24 protein-coding genes and 1 tRNA gene are annotated in these 24612 nt (G+C 66.2%); 15 read left to right on the top strand and 10 right to left on the bottom strand.

Annotated elements, in window-relative coordinates; genetic code table 11:
* Position 1 precedes the first annotated feature (1 nt).
* From ACEN9K_RS13425 to ACEN9K_RS13405, 5 genes are all read left to right on the top strand, one after another.
* Entirely contained in the window at positions 2–358 is a 357-nt protein-coding gene (locus ACEN9K_RS13425) for a YraN family protein (protein ID WP_018768278.1), read from the top strand.
* Positions 358–1902: a YifB family Mg chelatase-like AAA ATPase gene (locus ACEN9K_RS13420; RefSeq protein WP_495634537.1), complete on the top strand. Its 1545-nt coding sequence runs from the start codon at positions 358–360 to the stop codon at positions 1900–1902. The genes ACEN9K_RS13425 and ACEN9K_RS13420 overlap by 1 nt, the downstream gene beginning before the upstream one ends.
* Positions 1899–3086 (top strand): DNA-processing protein DprA, encoded by a 1188-nt coding sequence (gene dprA, locus ACEN9K_RS13415; protein ID WP_223991931.1) that lies wholly within the window; start codon positions 1899–1901, stop codon positions 3084–3086. The genes ACEN9K_RS13420 and dprA overlap by 4 nt, the downstream gene beginning before the upstream one ends.
* Before the next feature lie 46 nt (positions 3087–3132).
* On the top strand, positions 3133–4059 hold the full coding sequence (locus ACEN9K_RS13410; RefSeq protein WP_223991928.1) for a tyrosine recombinase XerC: 927 nt from the start codon (positions 3133–3135) through the stop codon (positions 4057–4059).
* 239 nt (positions 4060–4298) lie between these two features.
* Positions 4299–4802: a DUF3145 domain-containing protein gene (locus ACEN9K_RS13405; protein ID WP_495634536.1), complete on the top strand. Its 504-nt coding sequence runs from the start codon at positions 4299–4301 to the stop codon at positions 4800–4802.
* A 114-nt stretch (positions 4803–4916) separates the two neighbouring features.
* On the opposite strand, the gene ACEN9K_RS13400 is transcribed toward ACEN9K_RS13405, so the two are convergent.
* From ACEN9K_RS13400 to aceE, 6 genes are all read right to left on the bottom strand, one after another.
* A complete protein-coding gene (locus ACEN9K_RS13400; protein WP_018768273.1) occupies positions 4917–6152 on the bottom strand; it encodes a beta-ketoacyl-[acyl-carrier-protein] synthase family protein in 1236 nt (411 codons plus the stop codon).
* A gap of 177 nt (positions 6153–6329) precedes the next feature.
* Positions 6330–6575: an acyl carrier protein gene (locus ACEN9K_RS13395; RefSeq protein ID WP_009359314.1), complete on the bottom strand. Its 246-nt coding sequence runs from the start codon at positions 6573–6575 to the stop codon at positions 6330–6332.
* A gap of 77 nt (positions 6576–6652) precedes the next feature.
* Positions 6653–7714, bottom strand: coding sequence for a beta-ketoacyl-ACP synthase III (locus tag ACEN9K_RS13390; RefSeq protein WP_495634535.1), 1062 nt, complete (start codon positions 7712–7714; stop codon positions 6653–6655).
* The gene (locus ACEN9K_RS13385) at positions 7711–8640 is read right to left on the bottom strand and encodes an ACP S-malonyltransferase (RefSeq protein WP_186447725.1); all 930 of its coding nucleotides are present in this window, start codon (positions 8638–8640) and stop codon (positions 7711–7713) included. The genes ACEN9K_RS13390 and ACEN9K_RS13385 overlap by 4 nt, the downstream gene beginning before the upstream one ends.
* Before the next feature lie 88 nt (positions 8641–8728).
* Positions 8729–9973, bottom strand: coding sequence for a PucR family transcriptional regulator (locus ACEN9K_RS13380; protein WP_018768270.1), 1245 nt, complete (start codon positions 9971–9973; stop codon positions 8729–8731).
* Between the two features lie 191 nt (positions 9974–10164).
* Positions 10165–12906, bottom strand: a complete 2742-nt coding sequence (gene aceE, locus ACEN9K_RS13375) for a pyruvate dehydrogenase (acetyl-transferring), homodimeric type (protein ID WP_495634534.1) — start codon at positions 12904–12906, stop codon at positions 10165–10167.
* 427 nt (positions 12907–13333) lie between these two features.
* On the opposite strand from aceE, the gene ACEN9K_RS13370 reads away from it, so the two are divergent.
* The 8 genes from ACEN9K_RS13370 to ACEN9K_RS13335 all read left to right on the top strand — a co-directional run bounded on the left by ACEN9K_RS13370 (position 13334) and on the right by ACEN9K_RS13335 (position 18971).
* Positions 13334–13753, top strand: coding sequence for a DUF3052 domain-containing protein (locus tag ACEN9K_RS13370; RefSeq protein WP_026265808.1), 420 nt, complete (start codon positions 13334–13336; stop codon positions 13751–13753).
* Positions 13750–14244: a peroxiredoxin gene (locus tag ACEN9K_RS13365; RefSeq protein WP_018769522.1), complete on the top strand. Its 495-nt coding sequence runs from the start codon at positions 13750–13752 to the stop codon at positions 14242–14244. Before ACEN9K_RS13370 ends, ACEN9K_RS13365 begins: the two co-directional genes overlap by 4 nt.
* A gap of 6 nt (positions 14245–14250) precedes the next feature.
* Positions 14251–15171 carry an NAD-dependent protein deacetylase gene (locus ACEN9K_RS13360; protein WP_056390765.1) on the top strand — a complete coding sequence of 307 codons (921 nt, stop codon included), beginning with the start codon at positions 14251–14253 and terminating at the stop codon, positions 15169–15171.
* Between the two features lie 104 nt (positions 15172–15275).
* A tRNA-Val gene (locus ACEN9K_RS13355) sits at positions 15276–15351 on the top strand.
* A 111-nt stretch (positions 15352–15462) separates the two neighbouring features.
* Complete coding sequence (locus tag ACEN9K_RS13350; RefSeq protein ID WP_495634533.1) at positions 15463–15741, top strand: hypothetical protein; 279 nt, start codon at positions 15463–15465, stop codon at positions 15739–15741.
* A gap of 451 nt (positions 15742–16192) precedes the next feature.
* Positions 16193–17122 (top strand): NAD(P)-dependent oxidoreductase, encoded by a 930-nt coding sequence (locus ACEN9K_RS13345; protein ID WP_495635706.1) that lies wholly within the window; start codon positions 16193–16195, stop codon positions 17120–17122.
* Positions 17119–17889 carry an SDR family oxidoreductase gene (locus ACEN9K_RS13340; RefSeq protein WP_018769518.1) on the top strand — a complete coding sequence of 257 codons (771 nt, stop codon included), beginning with the start codon at positions 17119–17121 and terminating at the stop codon, positions 17887–17889. Before ACEN9K_RS13345 ends, ACEN9K_RS13340 begins: the two co-directional genes overlap by 4 nt.
* Complete coding sequence (locus tag ACEN9K_RS13335) at positions 17889–18971, top strand: L-idonate 5-dehydrogenase (protein WP_495634532.1); 1083 nt, start codon at positions 17889–17891, stop codon at positions 18969–18971. Before ACEN9K_RS13340 ends, ACEN9K_RS13335 begins: the two co-directional genes overlap by 1 nt.
* Here the strand turns inward: ACEN9K_RS13335 and ACEN9K_RS13330 are convergent.
* A complete protein-coding gene (locus ACEN9K_RS13330) occupies positions 18952–19677 on the bottom strand; it encodes a FadR/GntR family transcriptional regulator (RefSeq protein WP_018769516.1) in 726 nt (241 codons plus the stop codon). The two genes, ACEN9K_RS13335 and ACEN9K_RS13330, sit on opposite strands and share 20 nt — an antisense overlap.
* A gap of 231 nt (positions 19678–19908) precedes the next feature.
* On the opposite strand from ACEN9K_RS13330, the gene gnd reads away from it, so the two are divergent.
* Positions 19909–21348, top strand: coding sequence for an NADP-dependent phosphogluconate dehydrogenase (gene gnd / locus ACEN9K_RS13325; protein ID WP_495634531.1), 1440 nt, complete (start codon positions 19909–19911; stop codon positions 21346–21348).
* Between the two features lie 79 nt (positions 21349–21427).
* Here gnd and epsC read toward each other — a convergent pair whose 3' ends face one another.
* From epsC to msrA, 3 genes are all read right to left on the bottom strand, one after another.
* On the bottom strand, positions 21428–22012 hold the full coding sequence (epsC, locus tag ACEN9K_RS13320) for a serine O-acetyltransferase EpsC (RefSeq protein ID WP_018769514.1): 585 nt from the start codon (positions 22010–22012) through the stop codon (positions 21428–21430).
* 39 nt (positions 22013–22051) lie between these two features.
* On the bottom strand, positions 22052–22987 hold the full coding sequence (cysK, locus tag ACEN9K_RS13315; RefSeq protein WP_026265806.1) for a cysteine synthase A: 936 nt from the start codon (positions 22985–22987) through the stop codon (positions 22052–22054).
* Between the two features lie 64 nt (positions 22988–23051).
* A complete protein-coding gene (gene msrA, locus ACEN9K_RS13310; protein ID WP_018769512.1) occupies positions 23052–23576 on the bottom strand; it encodes a peptide-methionine (S)-S-oxide reductase MsrA in 525 nt (174 codons plus the stop codon).
* Between the two features lie 99 nt (positions 23577–23675).
* Here msrA and ACEN9K_RS13305 point away from each other — a divergent pair, with 99 nt between their 5' ends.
* Positions 23676–24599, top strand: coding sequence for a Nif3-like dinuclear metal center hexameric protein (locus ACEN9K_RS13305; RefSeq protein WP_200831090.1), 924 nt, complete (start codon positions 23676–23678; stop codon positions 24597–24599).
* The last annotated feature ends 13 nt before the right edge of the window (positions 24600–24612 follow it).

The following is a 24612-nucleotide window of genomic DNA, read 5'->3' as shown; positions in this document are numbered from 1 at the left end:
CATGAAATCCAAAGACCTGTTGGGCCGGCGAGGCGAAGACCTTGCCGTGGGCTATCTTGAAGCGCTGGGCATGCTGGTGGTGGAGCGCAACTGGCGGTGCGCCGGGGGCGAGATTGATATCGTCGCCCTCGACGGCGATGCGCTGGTGATCGCCGAAGTCAAAACCCGCCGTTCGCTCGACTACGGCCATCCGTTTGAAGCCGTCGGTCCGGAAAAGCTGGCACGGCTGCACCGCCTCGCTGCTGCCTGGTGCCGTGACCGCGAACTGCGGATGCCGCTGCGCCGCGTGGACGTCATAGCCGTCGTGGACGACGGCGGCGGGGAACCCGTGGTCGAACACCTCAAGGGGGTGGGGTAATGGCCCTCGGGCGCACCTACTCCATCGCCCTCGTGGGGCTCAACGGCTACATGGTGGAAGTCGAGGCTGACATCGGCCAGACGCTCCCGGCCTTCGTCATTCTTGGGCTGCCGGACGCTTCCCTCAACGAAGCCAAGGAGCGCATCCGCTCAGCCGCGAAGAACTCCGGGATCCCGCTCAGCCGAAGGAAGATCACCGCAAACCTCATTCCTGCCTCACTGCCGAAACGAGGCTCCGGCTTCGATCTCGCCGTCACCATGGCCGTCCTCCGGGCAGCGAACGACATCAAGCCCACGGGGCGCACAGTCTTTATCGCCGAGCTGGGGCTCGACGGGAGGCTGCGGCCGGTGCGGGGAATCCTGCCGGCGGTCATGGCGTCGGTGCAGGCCGGGTATCCGGAGATCGTGGTGGCCCAGGCCAACCTCGCCGAGGCCTCCCTGGTCCCCGGAGCCAAGGTGCGCGGGTACCGCACGCTTGCCCGGCTTGCCCTCGACTTTGGGGCGGACCCCCAGGAACTTGCCCTGGACTTCGAACCGGACGAGGCCGATGACGCCGGTGACGGCCAGGCGCTTCCCGGCCCGTGTCCCGACATGGCAGACGTCTCCGGGCAGGGCGAAGCCCGCAGGGCTCTGGAAGTGGCGGCGGCGGGCGCCCATCATCTGCTCCTCACCGGGCCGCCAGGAGCCGGCAAGACCATGCTGGCGGAGCGGCTGCCGGGCCTCCTGCCGGACCTTGGCGACCACGAGTCCATGGAAGTCACGGCCATCCACTCGCTGTGCGGCCTGCCCGCATCCTCGGTACAGCTCCTGCGCCGGCCGCCGTTCGAGAACCCGCACCACTCAGCCACCGCTGCCGCCATCATCGGCGGCGGGACCGGCCTGCCCCGGCCGGGGGCAGCATCACGTGCCCACCGGGGCGTGCTTTTCCTGGATGAGGCACCGGAGTACGAGCGGCGTGTCCTGGACGCGCTGCGGCAGCCGCTGGAGAGCGGGGAGCTGGTTATCCACCGGTCAGCCGGAACAGCCGCCTATCCGGCCCGTTTCCAGCTGGTGCTCGCCGCCAACCCCTGCCCCTGCGGCAAGGCATCGGGCAAGGGGCTGGACTGCACCTGCACACCCGTGATGCGCCGCCGCTATCTGGCCAGGATGTCCGGGCCCCTGCTGGACCGGGTGGACATCCAACTGCAGGTGGAGCGCGTATCCCTGGCCGAGTTTGGCCAAGCGGGCGCGGAAGAGGGCACTGCATCAGTGGCAGGCCGGGTCCTGGACGCGCGTGCCCGGCAGGCGGAACGGTTACGGTGCTTCGGCCTGGAGACCAATTCCCAGGTGCCGGGGCGCATCCTCCGCGGTGAACTGCGTCTCCCCGCGGCCGCGACCCGGATCCTTGACCAGTCCCTGGAGCGGGGGGTACTTACCGCCCGCGGGTATGACCGTGTCCTTCGGCTCGCGTGGACGCTGGCGGACCTGGGGCACCGCGATACGCCGGACCCGAACGACATCGGACAGGCCCTGGGCCTGCGGCAGGCTTCGGCGGCCGCGGCATGACACCCAGGGATGCCGAACGGCTGGCCCGGGCCGCCCTGTCACGGCTCATGGAGCCCCAGGACACCGCGGGCCTGGCCCTTGTCCAGATGGCAGGGGCAACGGACGCGCTGCGCATCGCTGCCGGTGAGGTGGCACCCGGGCCCGACCTGGAGCGCGGGATGACATCGCTGCTGGCTGACAGCGGGGCTGCCGGCAGTTGGGCCGGACTGGCAGCCGCGTTGAAGCGTTGGCGGCCACGGCTGCCCGACCTTGCGCCCGAACGCGACCTGGCCACTATGGCCCGGCTCGGCGGACGCCTCATCATTCCCGGTGATGAGCTGTGGCCGGCCCAACTTGCCGACTTGGGAATCCAGGAGCCCATCTGCCTTTGGTGGCGCGGGCAGGAACAACCGTTGCCGGGTGCGGACAAATCCATCGCCCTCGTGGGATCGCGGGACAGCACCAGCTATGGTGCGTCCGTGACAGGGGACATCGCTTACTCGCTGGCGCAGCGGGGTTTCACGGTGGTCTCCGGCGGAGCTTACGGTATCGACGCTCATGCCCACAGAGCCGCCCTCGCCGGCAGTTCCTCCGCCGTCCCCACCATCGCCGTCATGGCCGGGGGAGTGGACCGCTTCTATCCATCCGGTAATGACGACCTGCTGCGGGCCGTGGCAAACCAGGGTGCGGTGCTGGCCGAGGTACCACCGGGGTCGGCCCCTACCCGCTACCGCTTCCTCCAGAGGAACCGCCTCATTGCTGCCCTCTCCGCGGTGACAGTGGTGGTGGAGGCGCGCTGGCGGTCTGGGGCGCTTAATACCGCCCATCACGCAGAGACCCTGGGCCGAGCCGTCGGGGCCGTACCCGGATCCGTCCACAGTGCCAACTCCGCCGGTTGCCACCGACTCCTCCGGGACGGGGGAGCCGTCTGCGTCACCGACGCGGCTGAAGTGGCCGAACTCGCCTCGCCGAGTGGAGCTGCCCTTCCCGATCAGCCCACCGCAGACGTTGCAGTGCAGGACGGGCTGACCCTGGAGGACCTGATCCTGCTGGACGCGCTTCCGCTCCGCTCCACTGCGTCCGTGGAAAAGCTCTCAGCCGTGGCCGGGCTTGGCCAGGACTCCGTCCGGGCAGGACTTGGGAGGCTGGGGCTGCTGGGACTCGCCGTATCGGAGCGGGGCGGCTGGAAACGCGGCAAGGCATGACCGTGTCCACCGGCGGTACCGGCCGGGCAACTGGGAAAGTAGAGGAGTGGACAATGAAGAACTGCCCGGGGAACTGGCCAAGGCACTGGACGCGTTCGCCGGGTACCTGTCAGGGGAGCGCGGGATGTCCGCCCATACCATGCGTGCGTACCTGGGCGACCTGCGCAGCCTCCTGGCCCATGCTGCATCGGAAGGCGTGGCAGGGCTGAAGGAGCTTGAACTGGGGACATTCCGCCGCTGGCTTGGCAGCCAAAGTTCGGCGGGCGCCTCGCGGGCGACGCTGGCACGCCGGTCTGCCACGGCACGGGCCTTCACCGCCTGGGCCGTACGGGAGGAACTCATCACCGCAGACCCGGCCCTGCGGCTGAAGGCACCCAAACGCGAGGGGTCCCTGCCGGGGGTCCTGCAGGCCTCCCAGCTCGCGCGCATACTGGATGGCCTGGAAAGGGCGGCCGCGGAAGGCGAACCGCTGGCTGTACGCAACCGCGCCATCGTGGAACTCCTTTACGCCACAGGTATCCGGGTAGGCGAACTCGCCGGACTGGACGTCGACGACCTTGACCCGGACCGCCGGACGCTGCGGGTCATCGGCAAGGGCAACAAGGAACGCACGGTTCCGTTTGGAGTCCCGGCCGCGGTGGCCGTGGACGACTGGCTCCGGCGCGGGCGCCCGGGACTGGTGAAGGACACCAGCGGGCCCGCCCTATTCCTCGGTGCCCGCGGTGGACGGGTCGACCAGCGGCAGGTGCGCGCCCTGGTCAACGCCCTGTTTGAGGCGCTCGGTGATACCTCCGCGTCCGGGCCCCACGCCCTGCGCCACTCGGCGGCCACTCATCTGCTCGACGGCGGCGCGGACCTCCGGGCAGTGCAGGAGATTCTTGGCCACAGCAGCCTGGCCACCACCCAGATCTACACACACGTTTCGGTTGACCGGCTCCGGAAGAGTTACCAGCAGGCGCATCCCAGGGCCTGATCGCCGAGGTAATCGCACTGGCGTAATTCAATGGCGTACGGCACAATAAGAGTCACGTCCGGCAACTTTCAAGTGCGGCTTGAAGCTCTCACGGCTTCGGACCGCGCGGCAAGCCCGGACACAGCTTAATCTGATACATCTGAATACAGGCAGGGAACCATCGCCGCAGTGCAGGGCGCAGCAGTTCCATCCAGGCCGAGGTCGTTGGGGAAGACGTACCTAGAGCTATGGAGGATGGAATGTCTGTTGCAATGACCCGCGGTGTGCTGTTCGTTCACTCGGCCCCTACGGCGCTGTGCCCCCACGTTGAGTGGGCAGTCGGCGCCGTGGTGGACAAGCGGACGGACCTTGAGTGGACCCCGCAGCCTGCTGCGCCCGGAATGTTCCGGGCCGAACTGTCCTGGACCGGAACCCCCGGAACGGGATCGAAACTGGCGTCCTGCCTGCGCGGTTGGGCGCATCTCCGCTACGAGGTGACGGAGGAGCCCAGCCAGGGCGTGGATGGTGGCCGGTGGTCGCACACCCCCGAACTGGGGATCTTCCATGCCGTCACAGACGTCCACGGCAACATCATGGTGTCCGAGGACCGCATCCGGTACGCCTACGAGTCCGGAGTCGGCGACCCCGCCGCCGTCTACCACGAGCTGTCCCTCGCCCTCGGCGAGGCGTGGGACGAAGAACTTGAACCGTTCCGCCACGCTGCCGAAGGCGCTCCCGTCCGCTGGCTGCACCAGGTGGGCTGACCGCCGTCGTCCACTTTTACCTCGACGACACCACAACACCTCCATAGCGCAAAGGAGGCCCCGCCAAGCGGCGGGGCCTCCTTTGCCGTCCGGGGCGACTTCCCCGGGCAGCGCCTAGATGCTGCGGATAGCCACGACGGCGTTGTGGCCGCCGAAGCCAAAGGAGTTGCTCAGTGCCACGATGTTCCCTGCAGGGAGGTCGCGGGCGGAGGTGACCACGTCGAGCGGGATCTCCGGATCCTGGTTTTCCAGGTTGATGGTCACCGGCGCCTTGCGGTCATGGACGGCCAGTACGGTGAGGACAGCCTCAACCGCCCCCGAAGCGCCCAGGAGGTGGCCCATCTGCGACTTGGTGGCAGAGACCGCCACGTCGTCCACGTGGCTGCCCAGGGCAGCACGCAGGGCCGTGTACTCGGGCTTGTCGCCGACAGGGGTGGAGGTGGCGTGGGCGTTGACGTGAACCACGTCCTCAGCCTGGATCCGGCCGTCGAACATGGCCGCCTTCAGAGCGCGGGTGGCACCAAGCCCCTGGGGATCCGGGGCAGTGATGTGGTAGGCGTCAGCGGTGACGGACGTACCGGCGAGCTCGGCATAGATGCGGGCTCCGCGGGCCAGGGCGTGTTCCTCGGCCTCGAGGACCAGGGCGCCGGCACCTTCGCCCATGACGAAGCCGTCACGGCCGGTGTCGTACGGGCGTGAGGCGCCCTGGGGATCATCGTTCCGGCGGGACAGCGCCTGCATTGAGGCAAATGCTGCCAGCGGCATGGGGTGGATGGCTGCCTCGGCGCCGCCGCACATGACGACGTCGGCCTTGCCCGAGCGGATGAGCTCCAGGCCAAGGTGCATGGCCTCCGTGCCGGAGGCGCAGGCGGAGACGGGGGTGTGGGCGCCGGCGCGGGCACCAAGGTCCAGGCTCACGGCCGCGGCAACACCATTGGGCATGAGCATGGGCACCGTCATGGGCAGGACGCGGCGCGGGCCCTTTTCCTTCAGGGTGTCCCAGGCGTCCAGCAGCGTCCAGACGCCACCGATGCCGGTGGCAAAGGCAACAGCCAGCCGGTCCTGGTCGAATTCCGTGATGCCCGAATCGGCCCAGGCTTCCCGTGCAGCGATGACGCCGAACTGGGTGGACGGGTCCATCCGCTTGGCCTCGACGCGGCTGAGGACATCAAGGGCCGGCGTGCTGCACCGTGCGGCGAAGTGGACAGGGAGTTCGTACTTGGCTACCCAGTCGTCCTCCAGGGTGCGGGCACCGGAGACCCCCTTGAGGGCGTTGCTCCACATTGTGGGCACATCGCCGCCGATGGGCGTAGTGGCGCCCAGACCGGTAATGACTACTTTGCGTGTCATGGGATCACTCTTTCGTCGGTGGGGGTATCCGCCTGCGGCTGCCGCAGGGTCCCGCACAGTTTGATGATCGGCCAGTCCCGGTCGGGGGGTACTGTGCCGGATAAATGCGGCGGGCTGCCGGTCCGGTCAGTCCGGACCGGCAGCCCCGCCAAGCCGTAGGACGGCGAAAGCCCTTGGCTAGGCCTGTGCTCCGGCGATGAAGCTGACGGCGTCGCCAACAGTCTTGAGGTTCTTGACCTCTTCGTCCGGGATGCGGACGCCGAACTTTTCCTCGGCGTTGACCACGATGGTCATCATGGAGATGGAGTCGATGTCCAGGTCCTCGGTGAAGGACTTGTCCAACTCGACGGCCTCCGGGGCCAGGCCGGTTTCCTCGTTGACGATTTCAGCCAAGCCGGCCAGGATCTCTTCGTTGCTAGCCATTGGTGGCTCCTTTTCTTGTATTGCCGGCAGGGACTGCCGGAAACGGTCCGGGCCGCGGTTGCGACCCTTGGGCGTATCTAGGGAAGGACAACTACCTGTGCGCCGAAGACCAGCCCGGCACCGAAACCGATCTGCAGGGCCAGCCCGCCGCTCAGTCCGGGGTTCTCCTGCAGGAGCCGGTGCGTTGCCAGCGGGATCGAGGCAGCGGACGTGTTGCCGGCCTCGGCAATGTCCCGTGCCACTGTAACCGTCTCGGGCAGCTTCAGCTTCTTCACCATCTCGTCGATGATGCGCATGTTGGCCTGGTGGGGGATGAAGGCAACCAGGTCTTCAGCCTGGATGCCGGCAGCATCGAGTGCCTGCTGGGCCACCTTGGCCATTTCCCACACCGCCCAGCGGAACACCGTCTGGCCGTCCTGGCGGAGGGTGGGATAGAGCTCCTGGGCTTCCTCCAGGAGGGCGAGGTCGCCCGTGGAGTCGGACTGCCGGGCGGCGAGGCCGAGGTCGCGGACGTCAAGCAGGGAGCGGGTCATGCCAATGGCGTCCCACTTGCTGCCGTCTGAGCCCCATACCGAGGGGGCGATGCCCGGGGTGTCGGAGGGGCCGATCACGACGGCGCCGGCACCATCACCGAGCAGGAAGGAGATGGTGCGTTCCCGGTTGTCGATGACGTCGGAAAGCTTTTCGGCCCCCACCACCAGGACATACTTTGCGGTACCGGAGCGGACCAGGGCGTCGGCCTGGGCAATCCCGTAGCAGTAGCCGGCGCAAGCGGCGGAAATATCAAAGGCAGGTGCGGGCGTGGCGCCGATCCTGTCGGCCAGGCTGGCTGCGGCGGAAGGCGTCGCGTAGGGGTGTGTCACGGTGGAAACAATGACGGCCCCGAGCTCCGAGGCGTCAATACCGGCCTTCTCCATGGCTTCGCGGGCAGCGCCGTCTGCCATGTCGATCACGCTGACGTCGGCAGCCGCGCGGTGGCGGGTGACGATGCCGGTGCGCTGGCGGATCCACTCGTCCGAGGAATCAATCCACTGGCACACGTCCTCGTTGGTGACGATGACGTCCGGCCGGTAGGCCCCCAGGCCAAGGATGCGGCTGTGCTCGTGGATGGGAACCTGTTTCAGTGTGGGAACGCTCATGCGTTGCCCTCCAGTTCTGCAAAGAGCGCCAGGGCCGCGGAGAGGTCATCAGGAGTCTTCACCGCAACGGTCTTGACGCCGGGCATGCCGCGCTTGGCCAGTCCGGCCAGCGTGCCGGCAGGGGCGAGTTCGATCACGCCGGTCACACCGCGCTTGACCATGCTCTCCATGCAGAGGTCCCACCGGACCGGGCGGGACACCTGGGCAATCAGGCTTTCGACGGCGGCATCACCGTCCGTGACTTCACCGCCGTCGAAATTCGACAGCAGCGGCACCTTGGGCGCCACCGGGTTCAGCTGCGGCTTCAGTTTCTCAAGCGCGCTGACAGCGGGCGACATATGGCTGGTGTGGAAGGCGCCGGCCACCTTGAGCGGGATGACGCGGGCCTTGGCGGGAGGGTTCTCGGCCAGGGCCTTCAGCTGTTCAAAGGTTCCGGCCGCCACTGTCTGGCCTGCCCCGTTGACGTTGGCGGGGGCGGCGCCGGCCGCCTCGATGGCTGCCAGCACCTCGGCCGGGTCACCGCCTACGACGGCGCTCATGCCTGTGGGGGTGACGGCTGCCGCGGCGGCCATGCTGTTGGCGCGTTCGCGGACGAAGGTCATGGCTTCCTGCTCCGTCAGCACTCCAGCCAGGGCGGAGGCGGTGATTTCACCCACGGAGTGGCCCGCGAGGATCACCGGAAGGGAGTTGAGTTCGACATCGAAGAGGGAGGCGGCGGTGACCAGCCCCGCGGCAACGATCAGGGGCTGCGCAACCGCAGTGTCCTTGATGGTTTCCTCGTCGGAGGTGGTCCCGTGGGCTATCAGGTCAATGCCTGCGATGTCACTCAGGGAGGCCAGCTGGCCTGCCACCGAGGGAAGTTCCAGCCAGGGGGCCAGAAAACCCGGGGTCTGTGAGCCCTGTCCAGGGCAGACTATTGCAAGCACGTAACCAGCTTTCCAAATTACTGTGTGATCCAGCGGTGTTTCACCGCACCAAGCTCACGGGGTCAGGTTGTAGGAAGTCTACAATGCCTCACGACTGGTTACGGGACGGTTGCCGCTCCGTGGCGGCCTTGGGCGGGGCCGACAGCCGGCCCACCACCAGCGCGGCCTGCAGGACGAACGCCTCCCGCGGCAGCAACGGATCCCAGCCTGTGACGTCGCAGACGCGCTTCAGCCGGTACCGAACAGTATTGGCGTGGACGAAGAGTTCCCGGGCTGTCGCCTCCAGCGAGTGGCCCAGTTCCAGGTACGTTCCCAGCGTTTCCACCAGGCCGTTGGACGCCGCCAGGAGGGGCCGGTAAATGTTCTTCACCAGCGAGCGGCGCGCCGCATCATCGCCGGAAATAACGCGTTCGGGCAGAAGGTCGTCCGCGGCTACCGGCCGCGGAGCGGAGGGCCAGGCGCGCGCGGCGGTCAGCCCCGCAAAGGCCGACTGCGCGGAACCGCTGGCTTCCAGCAGCGAGCTGGCCTCGGGCCCGTAAACCACGGGTCCGGGGGCGAACATGTCGCTGAGCTTCACATAGGCTGTTTCGCGGTCCTGCACGCCGCCAAGGATGAGGATCAGCCGGTCGCCCTGGATGCCCACCAGCGCGTCCTCGGCATAGCGCCCGGCCATCCGCCGCAACTCGCTGACGTAGCTGGCGCTGGGTTCGGAGGGCGAATTGCCCACCATCACGGTGAACCTCTCCTGCGCCTTCCAGCCAAGCGCTGCGATGCGTGAGCGCAGGGCGTCCGTGTTTTCGCCGCGGAGGATCGCATCCACGATCAGGGCTTCCAACCGGGTATCCCAGGAGCCGCGGGATTCGGCAGCGCGGGCGTACACGTCGGCGGCGGCGAAGGCCACCTCCCGCGAATAGCGCAGGACTGCTTCGCGCAGGGACGGCTGGTCGGCTTCAGGCGCGATGACCGGAACCTGGTCCTCCACCACCTCCACCACGATCCTGATCAGCTGCAACGCCTTCTGCAGGCTGATCGACCGCGTGAGTTCCGTGGGGGCTGTCCCAAAGACATCCGTGAGGATCCACGACGGCGAGCTCGGCCGTTCGTACCAGGTCACGAAAGCGGCGATGCCGTTCTGTGCCACCATTCCCAGTGCCGACCGCTCATCCGCACTGAGCCGGCTGTACCAGGGGAGCGACTGCTCCAGCTTGCGCATGGTGCTGGTGGAGAGCTGGCCGACGTTGGCGCGGAGCTGCTTGAGGGTTTCGGACTTCTCCGGCGTGACCTTCGGCGGGGTCGGTTTCCGCTTGGAGGACGGGCTGGCTGGTGCTGGCATTCTTTGAGCATACGGCCACCGTCGCGCAAGCTCCATTTGTGCGAAGGCTACAATCCGCCTTGTCACGGATCACAAGACGTCCGGCCCCGTCCGGTGCCGCACACTACAGACACGACGACGGCGGCCCCCACCTTGGTAGGTGGGGGCCGCCGTCGTCGTGATGCTGCTTGATACGCTGTCCAGCCGGAAGGCTAGGCTTCGCCCCCGGCATTGCCGGTGGTGCCGGCATTGACGTTGAGCAGCTTGTACTTCTCGATGGCCTTGACCGGGGCGTCAACATCCACCTCGCCACGGCGCGCCAGCATTTCAAGGGCACGCACCACGATGGAGTGGGTGTCGTTCTTGAAGTAGCGGCGGGCTGCTGCGCGGGTGTCGGAGAAGCCGAAGCCGTCGGCGCCGAGGGTGGCGAATTCGTTGGGGACGAACTGCCGGATCTGGTCGGGGACGGCTTTCATGTAGTCGGAGACGGCGACGATGGGGCCGGTGGCGCCTTCGAGTTGCTGGGTGACGAACGGGGTGCGGGCGGGTTGGCCGGGGTTGAGGAAGGCTTCTTCTTCGGCGGCGAGGCCGTCGCGGCGCAGTTCGTTCCAGGAGGTGACGGACCAGACGTCGGCGGAGACGTTCCAGTCGTCGGCCAGGACGCGCTGGGCTTCGATGGCCCAGGGCACGGAGACGCCGGAGGCGAGGATCTGGGTGCGGGGGCCGTCGATCTTTGCCGGTGCGAGCAGGTAGATGCCCTTGATGACGCCTTCGATGTCGAGGTTTTCCGGTTCGGCGGGCTGGACGATGGGTTCGTTGTACACGGTGAGGTAGTACATGACGTTCTTGTCCGTTGAGTCCGGCCCGTACATGCGTTCGAGGCCGGAGCGGATGATGTGGCCGATTTCGTAGCCGTAGGCGGGGTCGTAGGTGAGCACGGCGGGGTTGGTGGAGGCCAGCAGGGGGGAGTGGCCGTCGGCGTGCTGGAGGCCTTCGCCGGTGAGGGTGGTCCGGCCTGCGGTGGCGCCGATGATGAAGCCGCGGGTCATTTGGTCTGCTGCGGCCCAGAAGGCGTCGCCGGTGCGCTGGAAGCCGAACATGGAGTAGAACACGTAGACCGGGACCAGGGGCACGCCGTGGGTGGCGTAGGAGGTCCCGGCGGCGGTGAAGGCTGCCACGGCGCCGGCTTCGTTGATGCCGGGGTGGATCAGTTGCCCGGCGGGGGATTCCTTGTAGGCCAGGACCAGGTCGCGGTCCACGGAGAGGTAGTTCTGGCCCTTGGGGTTGTAGATCTTCGCGGTGGGGAAGAACGCATCCATGCCGAACGTGCGTGCTTCGTCGGGGATGATCGGGGCGATGTGCTTGCCGAAGTTCTTATCCCGCATCAGGTCCTTGAGGAGCCGGACGAAGGCCATGGTGGTGGCGGCCTGCTGCTTGCCAGAACCGCGCTTTGCCACCTCGTAGGACTTCGCGTCGGGCAGCACAATCTCGGCGTGGGAATTCCGGCGTTCCGGGACGGCTCCGCCCAGGGCAGCGCGGCGCTCCATCATGTACTTGATTTCCGGGGCGTCGTTACCGGGGTGGTAGTACGGCGGCCGGTACGAGTCCTTCTCGAGCTGTTCGTCACTGACGGGGATCCGCAGGTGGTCGCGGAACTTCTTCAGGTCATCCAGGGTCAGCTTCTTCATCTGGTGGGTCGCGTTGCGGCCCTCGAAGTGCGGTCCCAGGCCGTAGCCCTTGACGGTGTGGGCGAGGATGACGGTGGGTTTGCCCTTGAATTCGGTGGCGGCTTTGTAGGCTGCGTAGACCTTGCGGTAGTCGTGGCCGCCGCGTTTGAGGTTCCAGATTTGGTCGTCGGTGAGGTCCGCGACGAGGTCTTTGGTCTGCGGGGTTTTGCCGAAGAAGTGTTCGCGGACGAACCCGCCGGATTCGGCTTTGTAGGTCTGGTAGTCCCCGTCGACGGTTTCGTTCATGATTTTCACCAGGGACCCGTCGGTGTCGCGGGTGAGCAGGTCATCCCATTCCCGGCCCCAGACGACCTTGATCACGTTCCAGCCCGCGCCGCGGAAGAACGCTTCGAGTTCCTGCATGATCTTGCCGTTGCCGCGCACCGGCCCGTCCAGGCGCTGGAGGTTGCAGTTGATCACGAAGTTCAGGTTGTCCAGGTTTTCGTTCGCCGCCAGCTGCAGCAGGCCGCGGGATTCGGGTTCGTCCATTTCGCCGTCGCCCAGGAACGCCCAGACCTGCTGGTCGGAGGTGTCTTTCAGGCCCCGGTTGTGCAGGTACCGGTTGTTCTGGGCCTGGTAGATCGCGTTCATCGGGCCGATGCCCATGGACACGGTGGGGAATTCCCAGAAGTGCGGCATCAGGCGCGGATGCGGGTAGGAGGACAGGGCATGGCCCTCGCGGGACTTTTCCTGCCGGAACCCGTCCAGGTCCTCCTCGGAGAGGCGTCCTTCCATGAACGCCCGGGCGTACATGCCGGGGGAGGCATGGCCCTGGAAGAAGACCTGGTCCCCGCCGCCGGGGTGGTCCTTGCCGCGGAAGAAGTGGTTGAACCCGACCTCGTACAGGGTCGCGGCACCGGCGTAGGTGGAGATGTGCCCGCCGACGCCGATATCGGGCCGCTGCGCCCGGTGGACCATGACCGCGGCGTTCCACCGCATGTAGGCTCGGTACCGGCGCTCGTACTCCTCGTTGCCCGGGAACTGGGCTTCCTGGTCCACCGGGATCGTGTTCACGTAATCGGTGGTGGTCACCATCGGCACCCCGACGCTCTGCGCGCCGGCGCGCTGCAGCAGGCTCCGCATGATGTATTGGGCACGCTCGGTGCCCTGTTCCCTGATCAACGCATCCAGGGACTCAACCCACTCGGCAGTCTCTTCCGGATCACGATCAGGCAGCTGGTTAGTCAACCCGCTGAGGATATGGGAGGTATCTTCTCCTGCAGCCACGTCCAACCTCTCTTTGCGCGCATGAATCGGCGCACTCAGGCCAGGCAGGGTGACTGCCCGGCGTACATACGCCGTGTGCGACGTATCGGTTACAACAGCCCGGGCATGTGTGCCGGGCAGCTTCCTAGCGCTCCTATGTCTGCACGGAGTCACAAGGTTGTCGTCCCGCAGCCATAGTTGTCACCAGCCACTCTAGCCCTGACCGCAACGCGATGCGTAGCCGCGGGTCAGGTGCTGCGGTTGTATTTCGTTCGTCATACTGGTTGTGTGACAAAAAGCCCTTGTGACGGGGATGCTGCAGCCGGATGTGACGCAGAATATGCGCAGTCCCGGGGGCGGCAGCTTGAAGCGCAGGCACAAAGGGTGTTGGCTTGGGAGTAATGGAAATCACTATGCACACTGCATATATGAGGTATTGGAGGAACACGTGAGCGAGGCCGACGCCGCCACTTCGGTAAATGTGGCGGAAAAATTGGGTTTCAAGAACGGGGATCTGATTCAGGAGTTCGGTTACGACGACGATGTCGATTTCGACTTGCGTGACGATATTGAGGACCTCACCGGTTCCGAGTTGCTGGACGAGGACGACCATGAGGTGGCGGACGCCGTCATCCTGTGGTGGCGCGACGGCGACGGGGACCTGGTGGACAGCCTGATGGATTCCCTCACTACCCTGAGCGAAAACGGTGTTGTCTGGGTCCTCACCCCCAAGTCAGGCAGGGACGGCTACGTCTCGCCAGCAGACATCCAGGAAGCCGCACCCACCGCCGGCCTGCACGTCACCACCTCAGCGGGAGTCTCGAAGGACTGGAGTGCAACCCGCCTTGTCAGCAGGAAGAACAAATGACGGCAGCGGTTGAGGCCGCTTCCGCAGCTGTTCCTGCACTGGGCGCGGAAGCGCCCGACTTCGAGCTTGCCAACCAGTACGGCGAGCCCGTGACGCTGTCATCCTTCCGGGGGCAGAACGTGGCCCTGGTCTTTTACCCGTTTGCATTCTCGGGGATCTGCACGGGTGAACTGTGCGAGATACGGGACAACCTGGCCACATTCGAGGATTCGAACGCGGTGGTCCTTGCAGTGTCCGTGGACAGCAAGTTCAGCCTCCGGGCCTATGCGGCGCAGGAAGGCTACAGCTTCGACCTCCTTGCCGACTTCTGGCCGCATGGGGCCGTGGCCAGTGCTTACGGTGTGTTCGACGACGTCAGTGGCATGGCCAAGCGCGCCACCTTCATCATCGACGCCGACGGCAGGATCCGTTACAGCGTTGTGAATCCCCGCGGACAGGCCCGGGACTTCGCCGAATACCGCGCGGCCCTGGCGGATCTGAAACAGGCCTGATCGACCATGGCGGAACATCGGCGGGGGACGGGCCTTACCGGCTTTGCCAGCATGCCGCCGGTAGCCCCTGCTCCGCTGTCAGGCGATGACCTCGAGGTGCTGGCCAGGATCCGCGACCTGCTTGCCGGTGCCCCGTTCGCCCTGCTGACGGGCGCGGGCCTGAGCACCGACTCCGGCATTCCGGACTACCGTGGCCCGGACTCGCCGCCGCGGCAGCCCATGACCTACCAGGAGTTTGTCCGGGACGCGGCCAACCGGCGCCGCTACTGGGCCCGGAACCACATCGGGTGGTCCCATATGCGGCACGCGGACCCGAACGTGGGCCACTATTCAGCAGCGGAGCTGGAACGCCGCGGTTACCTCACTGGCCTCATTACCCAGAACGTTGACCGCCTGCACCAGGACGCCGGCAGCTCCAACGTCGTCGATCTGCACGGCCGGTATGACCAGGTGATATGCCTCGACTGCGGGCGGACCTACACCCGGCGCCTCCTGGCCGGTGTTTTCGAGGAACTCAACCCCGGATTCCTGGAACGGGCAGCGGCGTCCGGGTTGGTGGAGATGGCGCCGGATGCTGACGCCACCGTGGAGGACCAGGCCCTCATCAGCAGCTTCGTGGTGCCGGTCTGTCCTGCCTGCGGCGGTACCCTGAAGCCGGACTTCGTCTACTTTGGGGAAAATGTGCCCAAGGACCGGGTGGAACGTTCGTACGCCATGGTGGACGGGGCAGCCGCGCTGGTGGTTGCCGGTTCATCCCTGACGGTCATGAGCGGTCTTCGGTTTGTGCGGCATGCGGCCAAGGAATCCAAGCCGGTGGTGATCATCAACCGGGGCGCCACCCGGGGTGATGACAAGGCGACCGTCAAGCTTGAAGCCGGCGTCAGCCAGGCGCTGGGCTACCTCGCGGCCGAACTCCCCGCCCTGTAGGGACACCTCAGGCGGTTCGGTGCGCGGATTCGCGTTTCCGGTCCCCTGTCGGGTAGAGTTTATGTTCGTTGGTTGCGGCAGTCCGGCCGGAAACCGCGTGATTTGGGTCTTTAGCTCAGCTGGTAGAGCGCCACGTTTACACCGTGGATGTCATCGGTTCGATCCCGGTAGGACCCACCAAACTACAAACCCGCTGTCCCCGCCTTACCGGCGGGCGGCGGGTTTTTTGCTGCCCGCCCTCCTGCCGTCATTGTCGGACCCTTGCCATACGTTGCAGGAATGGAACATGTCATGGTGCACACAGACAGCAACGGAATACCGACGGCGGTGCTGAGCCGGGGCAGGGAATGGGCGGTTGGTGCCGAACCGGTCAGGTGGTTCGAGCGCATCAACTGGTGGGAAACCAGCCGGCGGATGCCGAAGGGCAACAGTGGTGTGGACGTCGAAGTCCTGCAGCTGCAGGTGCGGCTGGGCAACAACAGCAAGTCAGCGCTGACCACCATGTACCTCCAGCGCGATGGGATCGGCGGAGGCTGGAGGCTACGGGACACGGCAGCGGACGCAGCTTGACGATCAATGCCTGGATACGCAGGCATCACGCCGGCGTTGACTTTCCGGCATTGGAAAACCCTCCACCGCGGCTATTGGGGGATGCCGCGGTGGAGGGCTTGGGATGAATATACCGTGAACTGCTGGAAACAAAAAGTCATGCGCCGTTCGGCTGCTTCACGTTGGATCAGGGCCACGAAAACCGCCGTTCACAGGCCGTCATGGTGGTTGTTGTTCACATGAATGGACACTATGGCACCGCCGGGCGGCGGGTTGGACGTGGAGGATTTGTGGGATCCCTAGGTTCACGGGAAGGTCCTTGAGGATCAGTCGCCCACCAGTGAGGTCCACAAAACCTGCCTCAACCCGGACAGCAGCGGAAATTTAATTCCAAGCACTATGGAGTTCATTATGCTGAACTGTGACTAGGATATTGAACAACTCTTTCCAGCACGACGATGTGAGGCAGATCATGGAGGACAAGCGGGCAGGCTTCGTGGGCCTGGGGCATATGGGTAATTTGATGGCTTCCAATGCCATCGCAGGGGGCTGGCAGGTCAGCGGCTGGAACCGGTCGCCTGAAGCGCTCACCCGGCTGCAGGACCTCGGCGGGTGTGCCGTTGAGCGGGTCGTGGAGATGCGGAACCTCCCCGCCATCGTGTTCATGCTTCCTGACCTGCCACACATAGAGGAAACAGCACATGACCTGCTGGAGAGCTGGAAGCAGAACCCGCCGGCACCGAATACCGTCCTGCTGGTCATGAGCAGCGTTTCGCCCACCGGCGTACAGGAATTCGGGCGGCGCGTCCGGGAGTTCAGTTCCGGCAACGCACGGGTCGTGGATGCACCCGTGAGCGGAGGCACCAAGGGTGCGGCGGACGGCACCCTCGCCATCATGGCAGGCGCGGACGACGAACAGTCCTTCCGCCGCGTTGAGCCCCTGCTGCGGACCATGGGTACCACAGTGCGCCACCTTGGCCCACTGGGCGCGGGCTCACTTGCCAAGGCCTGCAACCAGTTGGTGGTGGGGACCACGACGGCGGCGCTTGCCGAGGCTGCCGAACTTGCCGAACGCTCCGGGCTGGATCCGGCGGCACTGTTCGAGGTCCTGTCCGGCGGCTTGGCCGCGAGCAGGGTCCTGGAGATCGTGGGCCCGCGCCTGGTCACCAAGGATTACACCCCCACCGGCCCGGCCAAATTCATGCACAAGGACCTTGGGTTTGTGCTGGATGCCGCCGAGGCGGCGGGCGTGGCAACCCCAATGGCAGCGGCCGGCATCGAGCTCTACGCGGAGCTAAGGCGCCAGGGCCACGGCGACCAGGACCTTGCCGTCGTGCGGCAGGTGGTCTCCAACCTCAGTCAAGGAGCCGCGGGAGCGGCGGAAGGAACAGTTGCACCATGAGTTCTTTGTTTGATTTGACCGGCCGGGTTGCCTTGGTGACGGGGTCCAGCCGGGGGATTGGCAACGCGTTGGCGCGGGCACTGGCCGACGCCGGGGCAACGGTGGTGTTGAACGGTATCAACGGGGAGCGGCTCAAGGATGCCGCGGCGGCGATGGCCGCCGACTACGCTCCGGGCCGGGTTCACAGTGTCGCTTTTGACGTGACGAGTGACGCCGGGGCGGCGCGCGGGGTGGCATGGGTGGAGGAGCATGTGGGGCCGTTGGAGATCCTGGTGAACAATGCAGGGATCCAGCACCGGGTGCCGATGCTGGATTTGGACGTGAAGGATTGGGAACGGGTGATTTCCACGGACCTGACCAGCGCGTTCCTGGTGGGCCGGGAAGCAGCGCGGTACATGATCCCGCGGGGGCGGGGGAAGATCATCAACATCTGCTCGGTGCAGACGGACCTGGCCCGCCCCACGATCGCGCCGTACATTGCGGCGAAGGGCGGGCTGCGGAACCTGACCCGGGCGATGACGGCGGAGTGGGCCGGGTCCGGGTTGCAGATCAACGGGATCGCGCCGGGCTATATCCATACGGAGATGACGCAGAACCTGGTGGATGATGAGCAGTTCAACTCCTGGATCCTGGGCCGGACCCCGGCCAACCGGTGGGGGACCGTGCAGGACCTGGCCGGGCCGGCCGTGTGGCTGGCCTCGGACGGGTCTGATTTCGTGAACGGGCAGACTATTTTTATCGATGGCGGAATGACGGTGGTGGTCTGATGGCACTGGATACAGCACTCCCCGTGTCCGGCCCGGCCGTGGTGGCACACGCCGCCAACGATCTGCGGATCGACGAGCTGGCCCTTACCGCTCCGGCCGCGGATGAGGCGGTGGTCGAGGTGGCGTTCGGCGGGATTTGCGGGTCGGACCTGCACTACTGGCTGCACGGCGCGGCCGGGGAGTCGATCCTGAGGGCGCCGCTGGTGCTGGGCCATGAGATTTCCGGGACGGTGGTCCGGGCCGCGGCTGACGGGACCGGCCCGGCCGCGGGCACTGCGGTGGCGGTCCATCCGGCCACCCCGGGCCCGGGTGCCGCACGTTACCCGGCGGACCGGCCCAACCTGTCCCCGGGCTGCACCTACCTGGGCAGTGCCGCGCGGTTCCCGCACACGGACGGGGCGTTGAGCCGGTACGTGAACCTCCCCACCCGGATGCTCCGGCCCCTGCCCAACGGTGTTGGCCTGCGGACCGCCGCGTTGATCGAGCCGGCCGCCGTGGCCTGGCACGCCGTCTCCCGGGCCGGGGACGTGGCCGGCAAATCGGCGCTCGTGATCGGGTCCGGGCCCATCGGGGCCCTCGCCGTCGCCGTCCTGAAACGCGCCGGCGCGGCCCGGATCACCGCCGTCGACGTGCACCCCACACCACTGGAAATCGCCCAAGCCGTGGGAGCGGACCAGGTGATCACCGCCGGCGATGCGGAGGCGATCGCCGCCGTGGAGGCCGACGTCGTGATTGAATCCTCCGGCACCCACCACGGCCTGGACTCCGCCATCCAGGGCGCGGCCCGCGGCGGCACCGTGGTGATGGTGGGCCTGCTGCCCACCGGGCCGCAGCCGGTACTGATCTCCCTGGCCATCACCCGCGAACTCGACCTCAAAGGCTCCTTCCGGTTCAACGACGAGATCGATAACGTCATCGCCGCCCTCACCGACAGGACCCTGCACATCGAGCCCGTCATCACCCACGAATACCCCGTGGACAACGCACTGGAAGCCTTCACCATGGCCCGCAACTCCGCCGAATCCGGAAAAGTCCTCCTCAGCTTCGGCCCCCGGAGCGAAGCTACTGTCGAACGGGGATAAACACCCGTGGCTGTTCCGTCCAGGTGTCGGCCATCTGGGACATGGTGCGCCGCATGATCCGGTCAGAGGCTTCGCGCGCGGACGCGGCATCGCCCCTGGCAATCGCTTGCGCCACATCCTCGTGCCACTGGAGGGCGGCCTGGTGCGGGTGGTCGGGCATCAGGCCATGAACGGTGCGGCCTGTCAGGGTCTCGGCCACCTGGCCCATGAGGTTGGCGAACATCTCGTTGCCCGAGCCGGAGAGCAGCAGGGAGTGGAACCGGATGTCCAGTTCCAGGAAGCGTGCAACTTCGCCGTTGTTGCCGGCCTCCCGCATTGCACGGGCAACGTCCACGAGCTCCATCCGCAGCGGTGCAGGGGCATTCTGTGCCGCCAGTTCGGCGGCCGCGGGTTCCACCGCGGCGCGCAGTTCGGCGAGGGAGCGGAGCTGCGCGCCGCGTGCGTCGCTTGCCAGCCGCCACCGGATCACCTGGGGATCGAAAGGATTCCAACGGCTTGCCGGCAGTACACGGATGCCCACCCGCTTGGTGGTTTCCACCAGCCCCAGCGACTGCAGGACCCGCACCGCTTCCCGGATCACCGAGCGGGACACTTTCAGTTCATCCTCCAACTGCTCCGCCAGCATGACGTGGCCCGCCGGGAGATCCCCCGAGATAATCCGGGTGCCCAGGTTGTCGATGGCACGGTGGTGGAGGCTGCTGGTCATGCTGCTAAGCCTAGTTGCTGGCCGACGCCCGGTTGTGCGTGCTCCCGCTGCCGCGGTGGTTCGCAGGGTGGCCAACCTGAACCGGCACCGAAACAATGGTTCCATTACGCCGCTGTTACTTTCGCGTCACAGCGAGAATATATATGCTTTATTCCGACCCCCTGATCTGCCCCGGTGTCTTCCCGCCTGCGGAAGCCGGCAACCGGGGCAAACAATGAATTGGAGTTATTGATGTCTGCAGCACACATCGGTGTCACCGGCCTCGCCGTCATGGGCGCCAACCTGGCCCGCAACCTGGCCCGCAACGGGTTCACGGTTGCCCTGCACAACAGGTCGGTGGAGAAGACCGACGCGCTGCTGGAGAAGCACGGCTCCGAAGGCGACTTCGTCCGGACCGAGACCCTCCAGGAACTTGTTGATTCCCTGGAAAAGCCCCGCCGGGTGCTCATCATGGTCAAGGCCGGCAAGCCGGTCGATTCCGTCATTGAGCAGCTGGAGCCGCTCCTGGAGCCGGGCGACATCATCATCGACGCCGGCAACTCCCACTACGAGGACACCCGCCGCCGGGAAGCCGCACTGGCCAAGAAGGACCTGCACTTCGTGGGCGTCGGTGTGTCCGGCGGCGAAGAGGGTGCACTGAACGGCCCGTCCATCATGCCCGGCGGTTCCAAGGAGTCCTACAAGGCCCTCGGCCCGCTGCTGGAGAAGATTTCCGCGAAGGTCGACGGCGAGCCCTGCTGCGCCTGGATCGGCACCGACGGCGCCGGCCACTTCGTCAAGATGGTCCACAACGGCATCGAATACGCCGACATGCAGGTTATCGGCGAGGCCTTCGACCTGCTCCGCTCCGGTGCCGGCATCGAGCCCGCCGAACAGGCCAAGATCTTCACCGAATGGAACAAGGGGGAGCTTTCATCCTTCCTGATCGAGATTTCCGCCGAGGTCCTGGGCCACGTGGACGCCAAGACCGGCAAGCCGTTCGTTGACGTCGTCGTCGACGCCGCCGGCCAGAAGGGTACGGGCCGCTGGACCGTCATTTCCGCCCTGGAACTCGGCTCGCCGGTGTCCGGCATCGCCGAATCCGTCTTCGCCCGCGCCCTCTCCTCCCAGGTCGGGCAGCGCAGGCTGGGCCAGGAACTGCTGGCAGGCAACGAGGCCGACGTCGAAATCCCGGAAACCTTCGTTGAGGACGTCCGCCAGGCGCTCTACGCCTCCAAGCTGGTCTCCTACGCCCAGGGCATGGACATGCTGACCTCGGCCGCCAAGGAATACGGCTGGGAACTGAAGCTGGACGAGATCGCCTCCCTGTGGCGCGCCGGCTGCATCATCCGCGCCGAGCTCCTCAAGGACATCACCAAGGCCTACGCCGCGGACCAGAAGCCGGCCAACCTGCTGTTCGCCCCGGCATTCACCAAGGCCATTGCAGACGCCCTGCCGGCCTGGCGCCGCGTTGTTGCCACCGCCGTCCAGCTCGGCATCCCGGTGCCGGTGTTCTCCTCATCGCTGGCGTACTACGACGGCCTGCGCCGCAAGCGCGTGGCCGCCGCCCTGATCCAGGGCCAGCGCGACCTCTTCGGTGCACACACCTACGGCCGCATCGACACCGAGGGAACCTTCCACACCCTCTGGGGCGAGGACAAGTCCGAAGTTGAAGCGGTGGACACCCACTAGCAGCTGCCGCCGCATGACAAAGGCGGGCAGTTTCCCGGTTCTCCGGGAAACTGCCCGCCTTTTGCTGTGCCTGGTACTTCTAGATCCGGTACTCGATGTCGTATTCGGCCGGATCGACGGCGGGCTTGGTTTCCCGCTGCGCGTCCCGGTGCCTCCATTTGGCCGGAACACCGGTAACGATCGATTCCGGCGGCGCATCCTTCACTACCACGGCGTTGGCGCCCACGGCACTGTCCCGGCCGATGGTGATGGGCCCCAGGATTTTGGCTCCGGCACCGATGGTGACCCGGTCACCGATGGTGGGGTGGCGTTTGATCCGGGCAAGTGAGCGCCCACCGAGCGTGACGCCGTGATAGATCATCACGTCCTCGCCGATCTCGGCTGTCTCGCCAATGACCACACCCATGCCATGGTCAATGAAGAAACGACGTCCGATCGTGGCACCCGGATGGATCTCAATACCGGTCCAGGACCGGCCCAGCTGGGACAGCAGGCGCGCCGGGAAGCGAAGCGACGGGTTCTGCCACATGCGGTGCGTCAGCCGGTGGATCCAGATGGCATGCAGGCCGGAATAGGCGAAAAAGTTCTCAAAAGAACCTCGAGCCGCCGGGTCGTGGGACCGGGCGGCGTCGAGGTCTTCCTTCAGTCTTGCGAAAAAGCCCACAAAGTTCTTTCTACAGGAAACGGGCGGACGGCGGGCTGATCAGCCGCGGATGTCGTCATAGAGCACGGTGGAGATGTAACGCTCACCGAAGTCGCAAACGACCGCCACGATCAGCTTGCCGGCATTTTCCGGACGCTTGGCCAGTTCCAGCGCGGCCCAGACGATGGCGCCGGAGGAGATGCCGCCCAGGATGCCTTCCTTGATGCCCAGTTCCCGCGCAACCCGGACCGAGTCCTCCAGGTTCGCGTCAATAACCTCGTCGTAGACGTTGGTGTCCAGCAGCTCCGGGATGAAGTTGGCGCCCAGTCCCTGGATCTTGTGCGGGCCGGGGGCGCCGCCGTTCAGGATGGGGGAGTCCTTGGGTTCCACCGCCACGATCTGTACGCCGGGCTTGCGTTCCTTCAGGACCTGCCCGACGCCGGTGATGGTTCCACCGGTGCCAACGCCGGCCACGAAGATGTCCACGCCTCCGTCGGTGTCTTCCCAGACTTCCTCGGCGGTGGTCCTGCGGTGGATCTCCGGGTTGGCTTCGTTGGCGAACTGCTGGGCCCAAATGGAGTTCTCGGTGTTGGCCACGATTTCCTGGGCCTTTTCCACGGCTCCGCGCATGCCCTCGGATCCCGGGGTCAGGACGATCTCGGCACCGAAGGCGCGCAGCATGACCCGGCGCTCGGTGGACATGGTCTCAGGCATGGTGAGGATGACCTTGTACCCGCGGGCGGCACCCACCATGGCGAGGGCGATGCCCGTGTTGCCGGAGGTGCCTTCGACGATGGTGCCGCCGGGCTTGAGGGCGCCCGATTTTTCCGCGGCGTCGATGATGGCAACGCCGATGCGGTCCTTGACGCTGTTGGCCGGGTTGTAGAACTCCAGCTTCACGGCAACGGTGGCGTCCAGCCCCTCGCTGAGCCGGTTCAGCCGGACCAGTGGGGTCCCGCCCACCAGTTGCGTCACATCGTCATAGATCCGTGCCATGTACATACGCCTATCTCTAAGGGGTGAATACTGAGGTCAGCCTAACGAGGCCGCGTAACGGAGGCTAAGCGTTAAGCCATGCAGAGTAATATTTCCGGGCCTTGGCCAGCTTGGGGTTGATGATCACCTGGCAATACCCCTGTTCCGGGTGTTTGGCGTAGTAATCCTGATGGAATTCCTCCGCCACGTGGAACCGCGGCAGGCGGCTGACCTCGGTGACAATGGGATGCGGCCACAGCGCCTGGTTGCGTTCGATGGCTTCCTCGAACAGGATCTTCTCCTCCGTGGTCTCGTAGAACATCGAGGAACGGTACTGGGTGCCCACGTCGTATCCCTGCCGGTTCAGCGTGGTGGGGTCATGAAGGGCGAAGAACATGTCAAGGACAACTTCCGCGGGGATAACCTCCTCGTCGAAGGTCACCGCCACCACCTCCGCGTGGCCAGTGGTTCCACTGCAGACCGAGTAGTAGTCCGGATGGGGATCGTGCCCGCCGGTGTAGCCGGACACCACCGAGGTGACACCCCGTGTCTTCTGGTAGACGGCGTCAAGGCACCAGAAGCAACCTCCGCCAAGAACAAAAGTTTTCATGACCTCTTCAATGGTTGACGGCCCGGGATCATTCCCTGCCGGCCCCGCGCCATGCCGCAAACTGCGGCGGCCGCAAGCCGATGGGGTAAAACTAAGACTATGGAACCTGTGGACACCGACGTTACCGGCCAGGCAGATCACGACGGCGAAGCCTCCTCCGACACGCCGGCTCCGGCCGGTTCCGCGGACGCTCCCACTTTGGCCGAACTGCTCCTGGCAGTTGAGGAACTGTGGCCGGAGTCCCTGGCGGAAAACTGGGACGAGGTAGGGCTCGTGGCAGGCCACCCGTCCGCCGCCGTCACCAAGGTGATGTTTGCGGTTGATCCCACGCTGGAGGTCATCGAGGAAGCCGTTGAGTGGGGAGCCGAACTGCTCATCACCCACCACCCCCTCCTGCTGAAGGGCGTCACGTCGGTCGCCGCCACGTCGGCGAAGGGCCGGGCAGTCCACCGGCTCATCGAGTCGGGAACGGCACTGCTGACCGTGCACACCAATGGCGACTCCGCCGTCGGAGGCGTTTCCGATGTCCTGGCCGACGCCCTGGGGCTCCAGGACGTCGCCCCGCTCACGGTGGCAGCCAACGGGCTCCCGGAGGAAGGCATTGGCCGCGTGGGCGACCTGGCGGATGCCATGAGCCTGGGCGACTTCGCGGCCCGGGTGTTTGGAATTCTTCCGTCAGTGGCCGGGGGAGTGCGGGTCTCCGGCGACAAGGACGGACTGGTGCGGCGCATCGCGGTGTGCGGCGGTGCCGGCGATTCGCTGTTCAATGAGGTGCGCGCCAGCAACGCCGACGTCTACGTCACCGCGGACCTTCGCCACCACCCGGCATCCGAGGCACGCGAAGCCGCCCTCAACGGACGGCCGTACCTGGTGGACGTGTCGCACTTCGCCAGTGAATGGCTTTGGCTGCCTGCGGCCGCGGCCGCCCTGGGCAACGTCCTGGCTGACCAGGGACATGAGGTGGAGATCCAGGTCAGCACCACCAACAGCGACCCCTGGGACTTCATCCTCACGCCGGGCTAGGCAGCAGCCCGGG

The organism is Pseudarthrobacter sp. Pseusp20 (assembly GCF_059492155.1).
This window is presented reverse-complemented; position numbering and strand designations above follow the sequence as displayed.

Coding starts and splice junctions, on each gene's coding strand:
- gnd (WP_495634531.1), top strand. CDS start 19,909: ATGTCTGCAGCACACATCGGTGTCACCGGCCTCGCCGTCATGGGCGCC.
- dprA (WP_223991931.1), top strand. CDS start 1,899: ATGACACCCAGGGATGCCGAACGGCTGGCCCGGGCCGCCCTGTCACGG.
- ACEN9K_RS13365 (WP_018769522.1), top strand. CDS start 13,750: ATGACGGCAGCGGTTGAGGCCGCTTCCGCAGCTGTTCCTGCACTGGGC.
- ACEN9K_RS13405 (WP_495634536.1), top strand. CDS start 4,299: ATGTCTGTTGCAATGACCCGCGGTGTGCTGTTCGTTCACTCGGCCCCT.
- ACEN9K_RS13350 (WP_495634533.1), top strand. CDS start 15,463: ATGGTGCACACAGACAGCAACGGAATACCGACGGCGGTGCTGAGCCGG.
- ACEN9K_RS13305 (WP_200831090.1), top strand. CDS start 23,676: ATGGAACCTGTGGACACCGACGTTACCGGCCAGGCAGATCACGACGGC.
- ACEN9K_RS13400 (WP_018768273.1), bottom strand. CDS start 6,152: ATGACACGCAAAGTAGTCATTACCGGTCTGGGCGCCACTACGCCCATC.
- ACEN9K_RS13360 (WP_056390765.1), top strand. CDS start 14,251: ATGGCGGAACATCGGCGGGGGACGGGCCTTACCGGCTTTGCCAGCATG.
- ACEN9K_RS13395 (WP_009359314.1), bottom strand. CDS start 6,575: ATGGCTAGCAACGAAGAGATCCTGGCCGGCTTGGCTGAAATCGTCAAC.
- msrA (WP_018769512.1), bottom strand. CDS start 23,576: ATGAAAACTTTTGTTCTTGGCGGAGGTTGCTTCTGGTGCCTTGACGCC.
- ACEN9K_RS13380 (WP_018768270.1), bottom strand. CDS start 9,973: ATGCCAGCACCAGCCAGCCCGTCCTCCAAGCGGAAACCGACCCCGCCG.
- ACEN9K_RS13390 (WP_495634535.1), bottom strand. CDS start 7,714: ATGAGCGTTCCCACACTGAAACAGGTTCCCATCCACGAGCACAGCCGC.
- ACEN9K_RS13345 (WP_495635706.1), top strand. CDS start 16,193: ATGGAGGACAAGCGGGCAGGCTTCGTGGGCCTGGGGCATATGGGTAAT.
- cysK (WP_026265806.1), bottom strand. CDS start 22,987: ATGGCACGGATCTATGACGATGTGACGCAACTGGTGGGCGGGACCCCA.
- ACEN9K_RS13330 (WP_018769516.1), bottom strand. CDS start 19,677: ATGACCAGCAGCCTCCACCACCGTGCCATCGACAACCTGGGCACCCGG.
- ACEN9K_RS13335 (WP_495634532.1), top strand. CDS start 17,889: ATGGCACTGGATACAGCACTCCCCGTGTCCGGCCCGGCCGTGGTGGCA.
- ACEN9K_RS13420 (WP_495634537.1), top strand. CDS start 358: ATGGCCCTCGGGCGCACCTACTCCATCGCCCTCGTGGGGCTCAACGGC.
- ACEN9K_RS13425 (WP_018768278.1), top strand. CDS start 2: ATGAAATCCAAAGACCTGTTGGGCCGGCGAGGCGAAGACCTTGCCGTG.
- ACEN9K_RS13340 (WP_018769518.1), top strand. CDS start 17,119: ATGAGTTCTTTGTTTGATTTGACCGGCCGGGTTGCCTTGGTGACGGGG.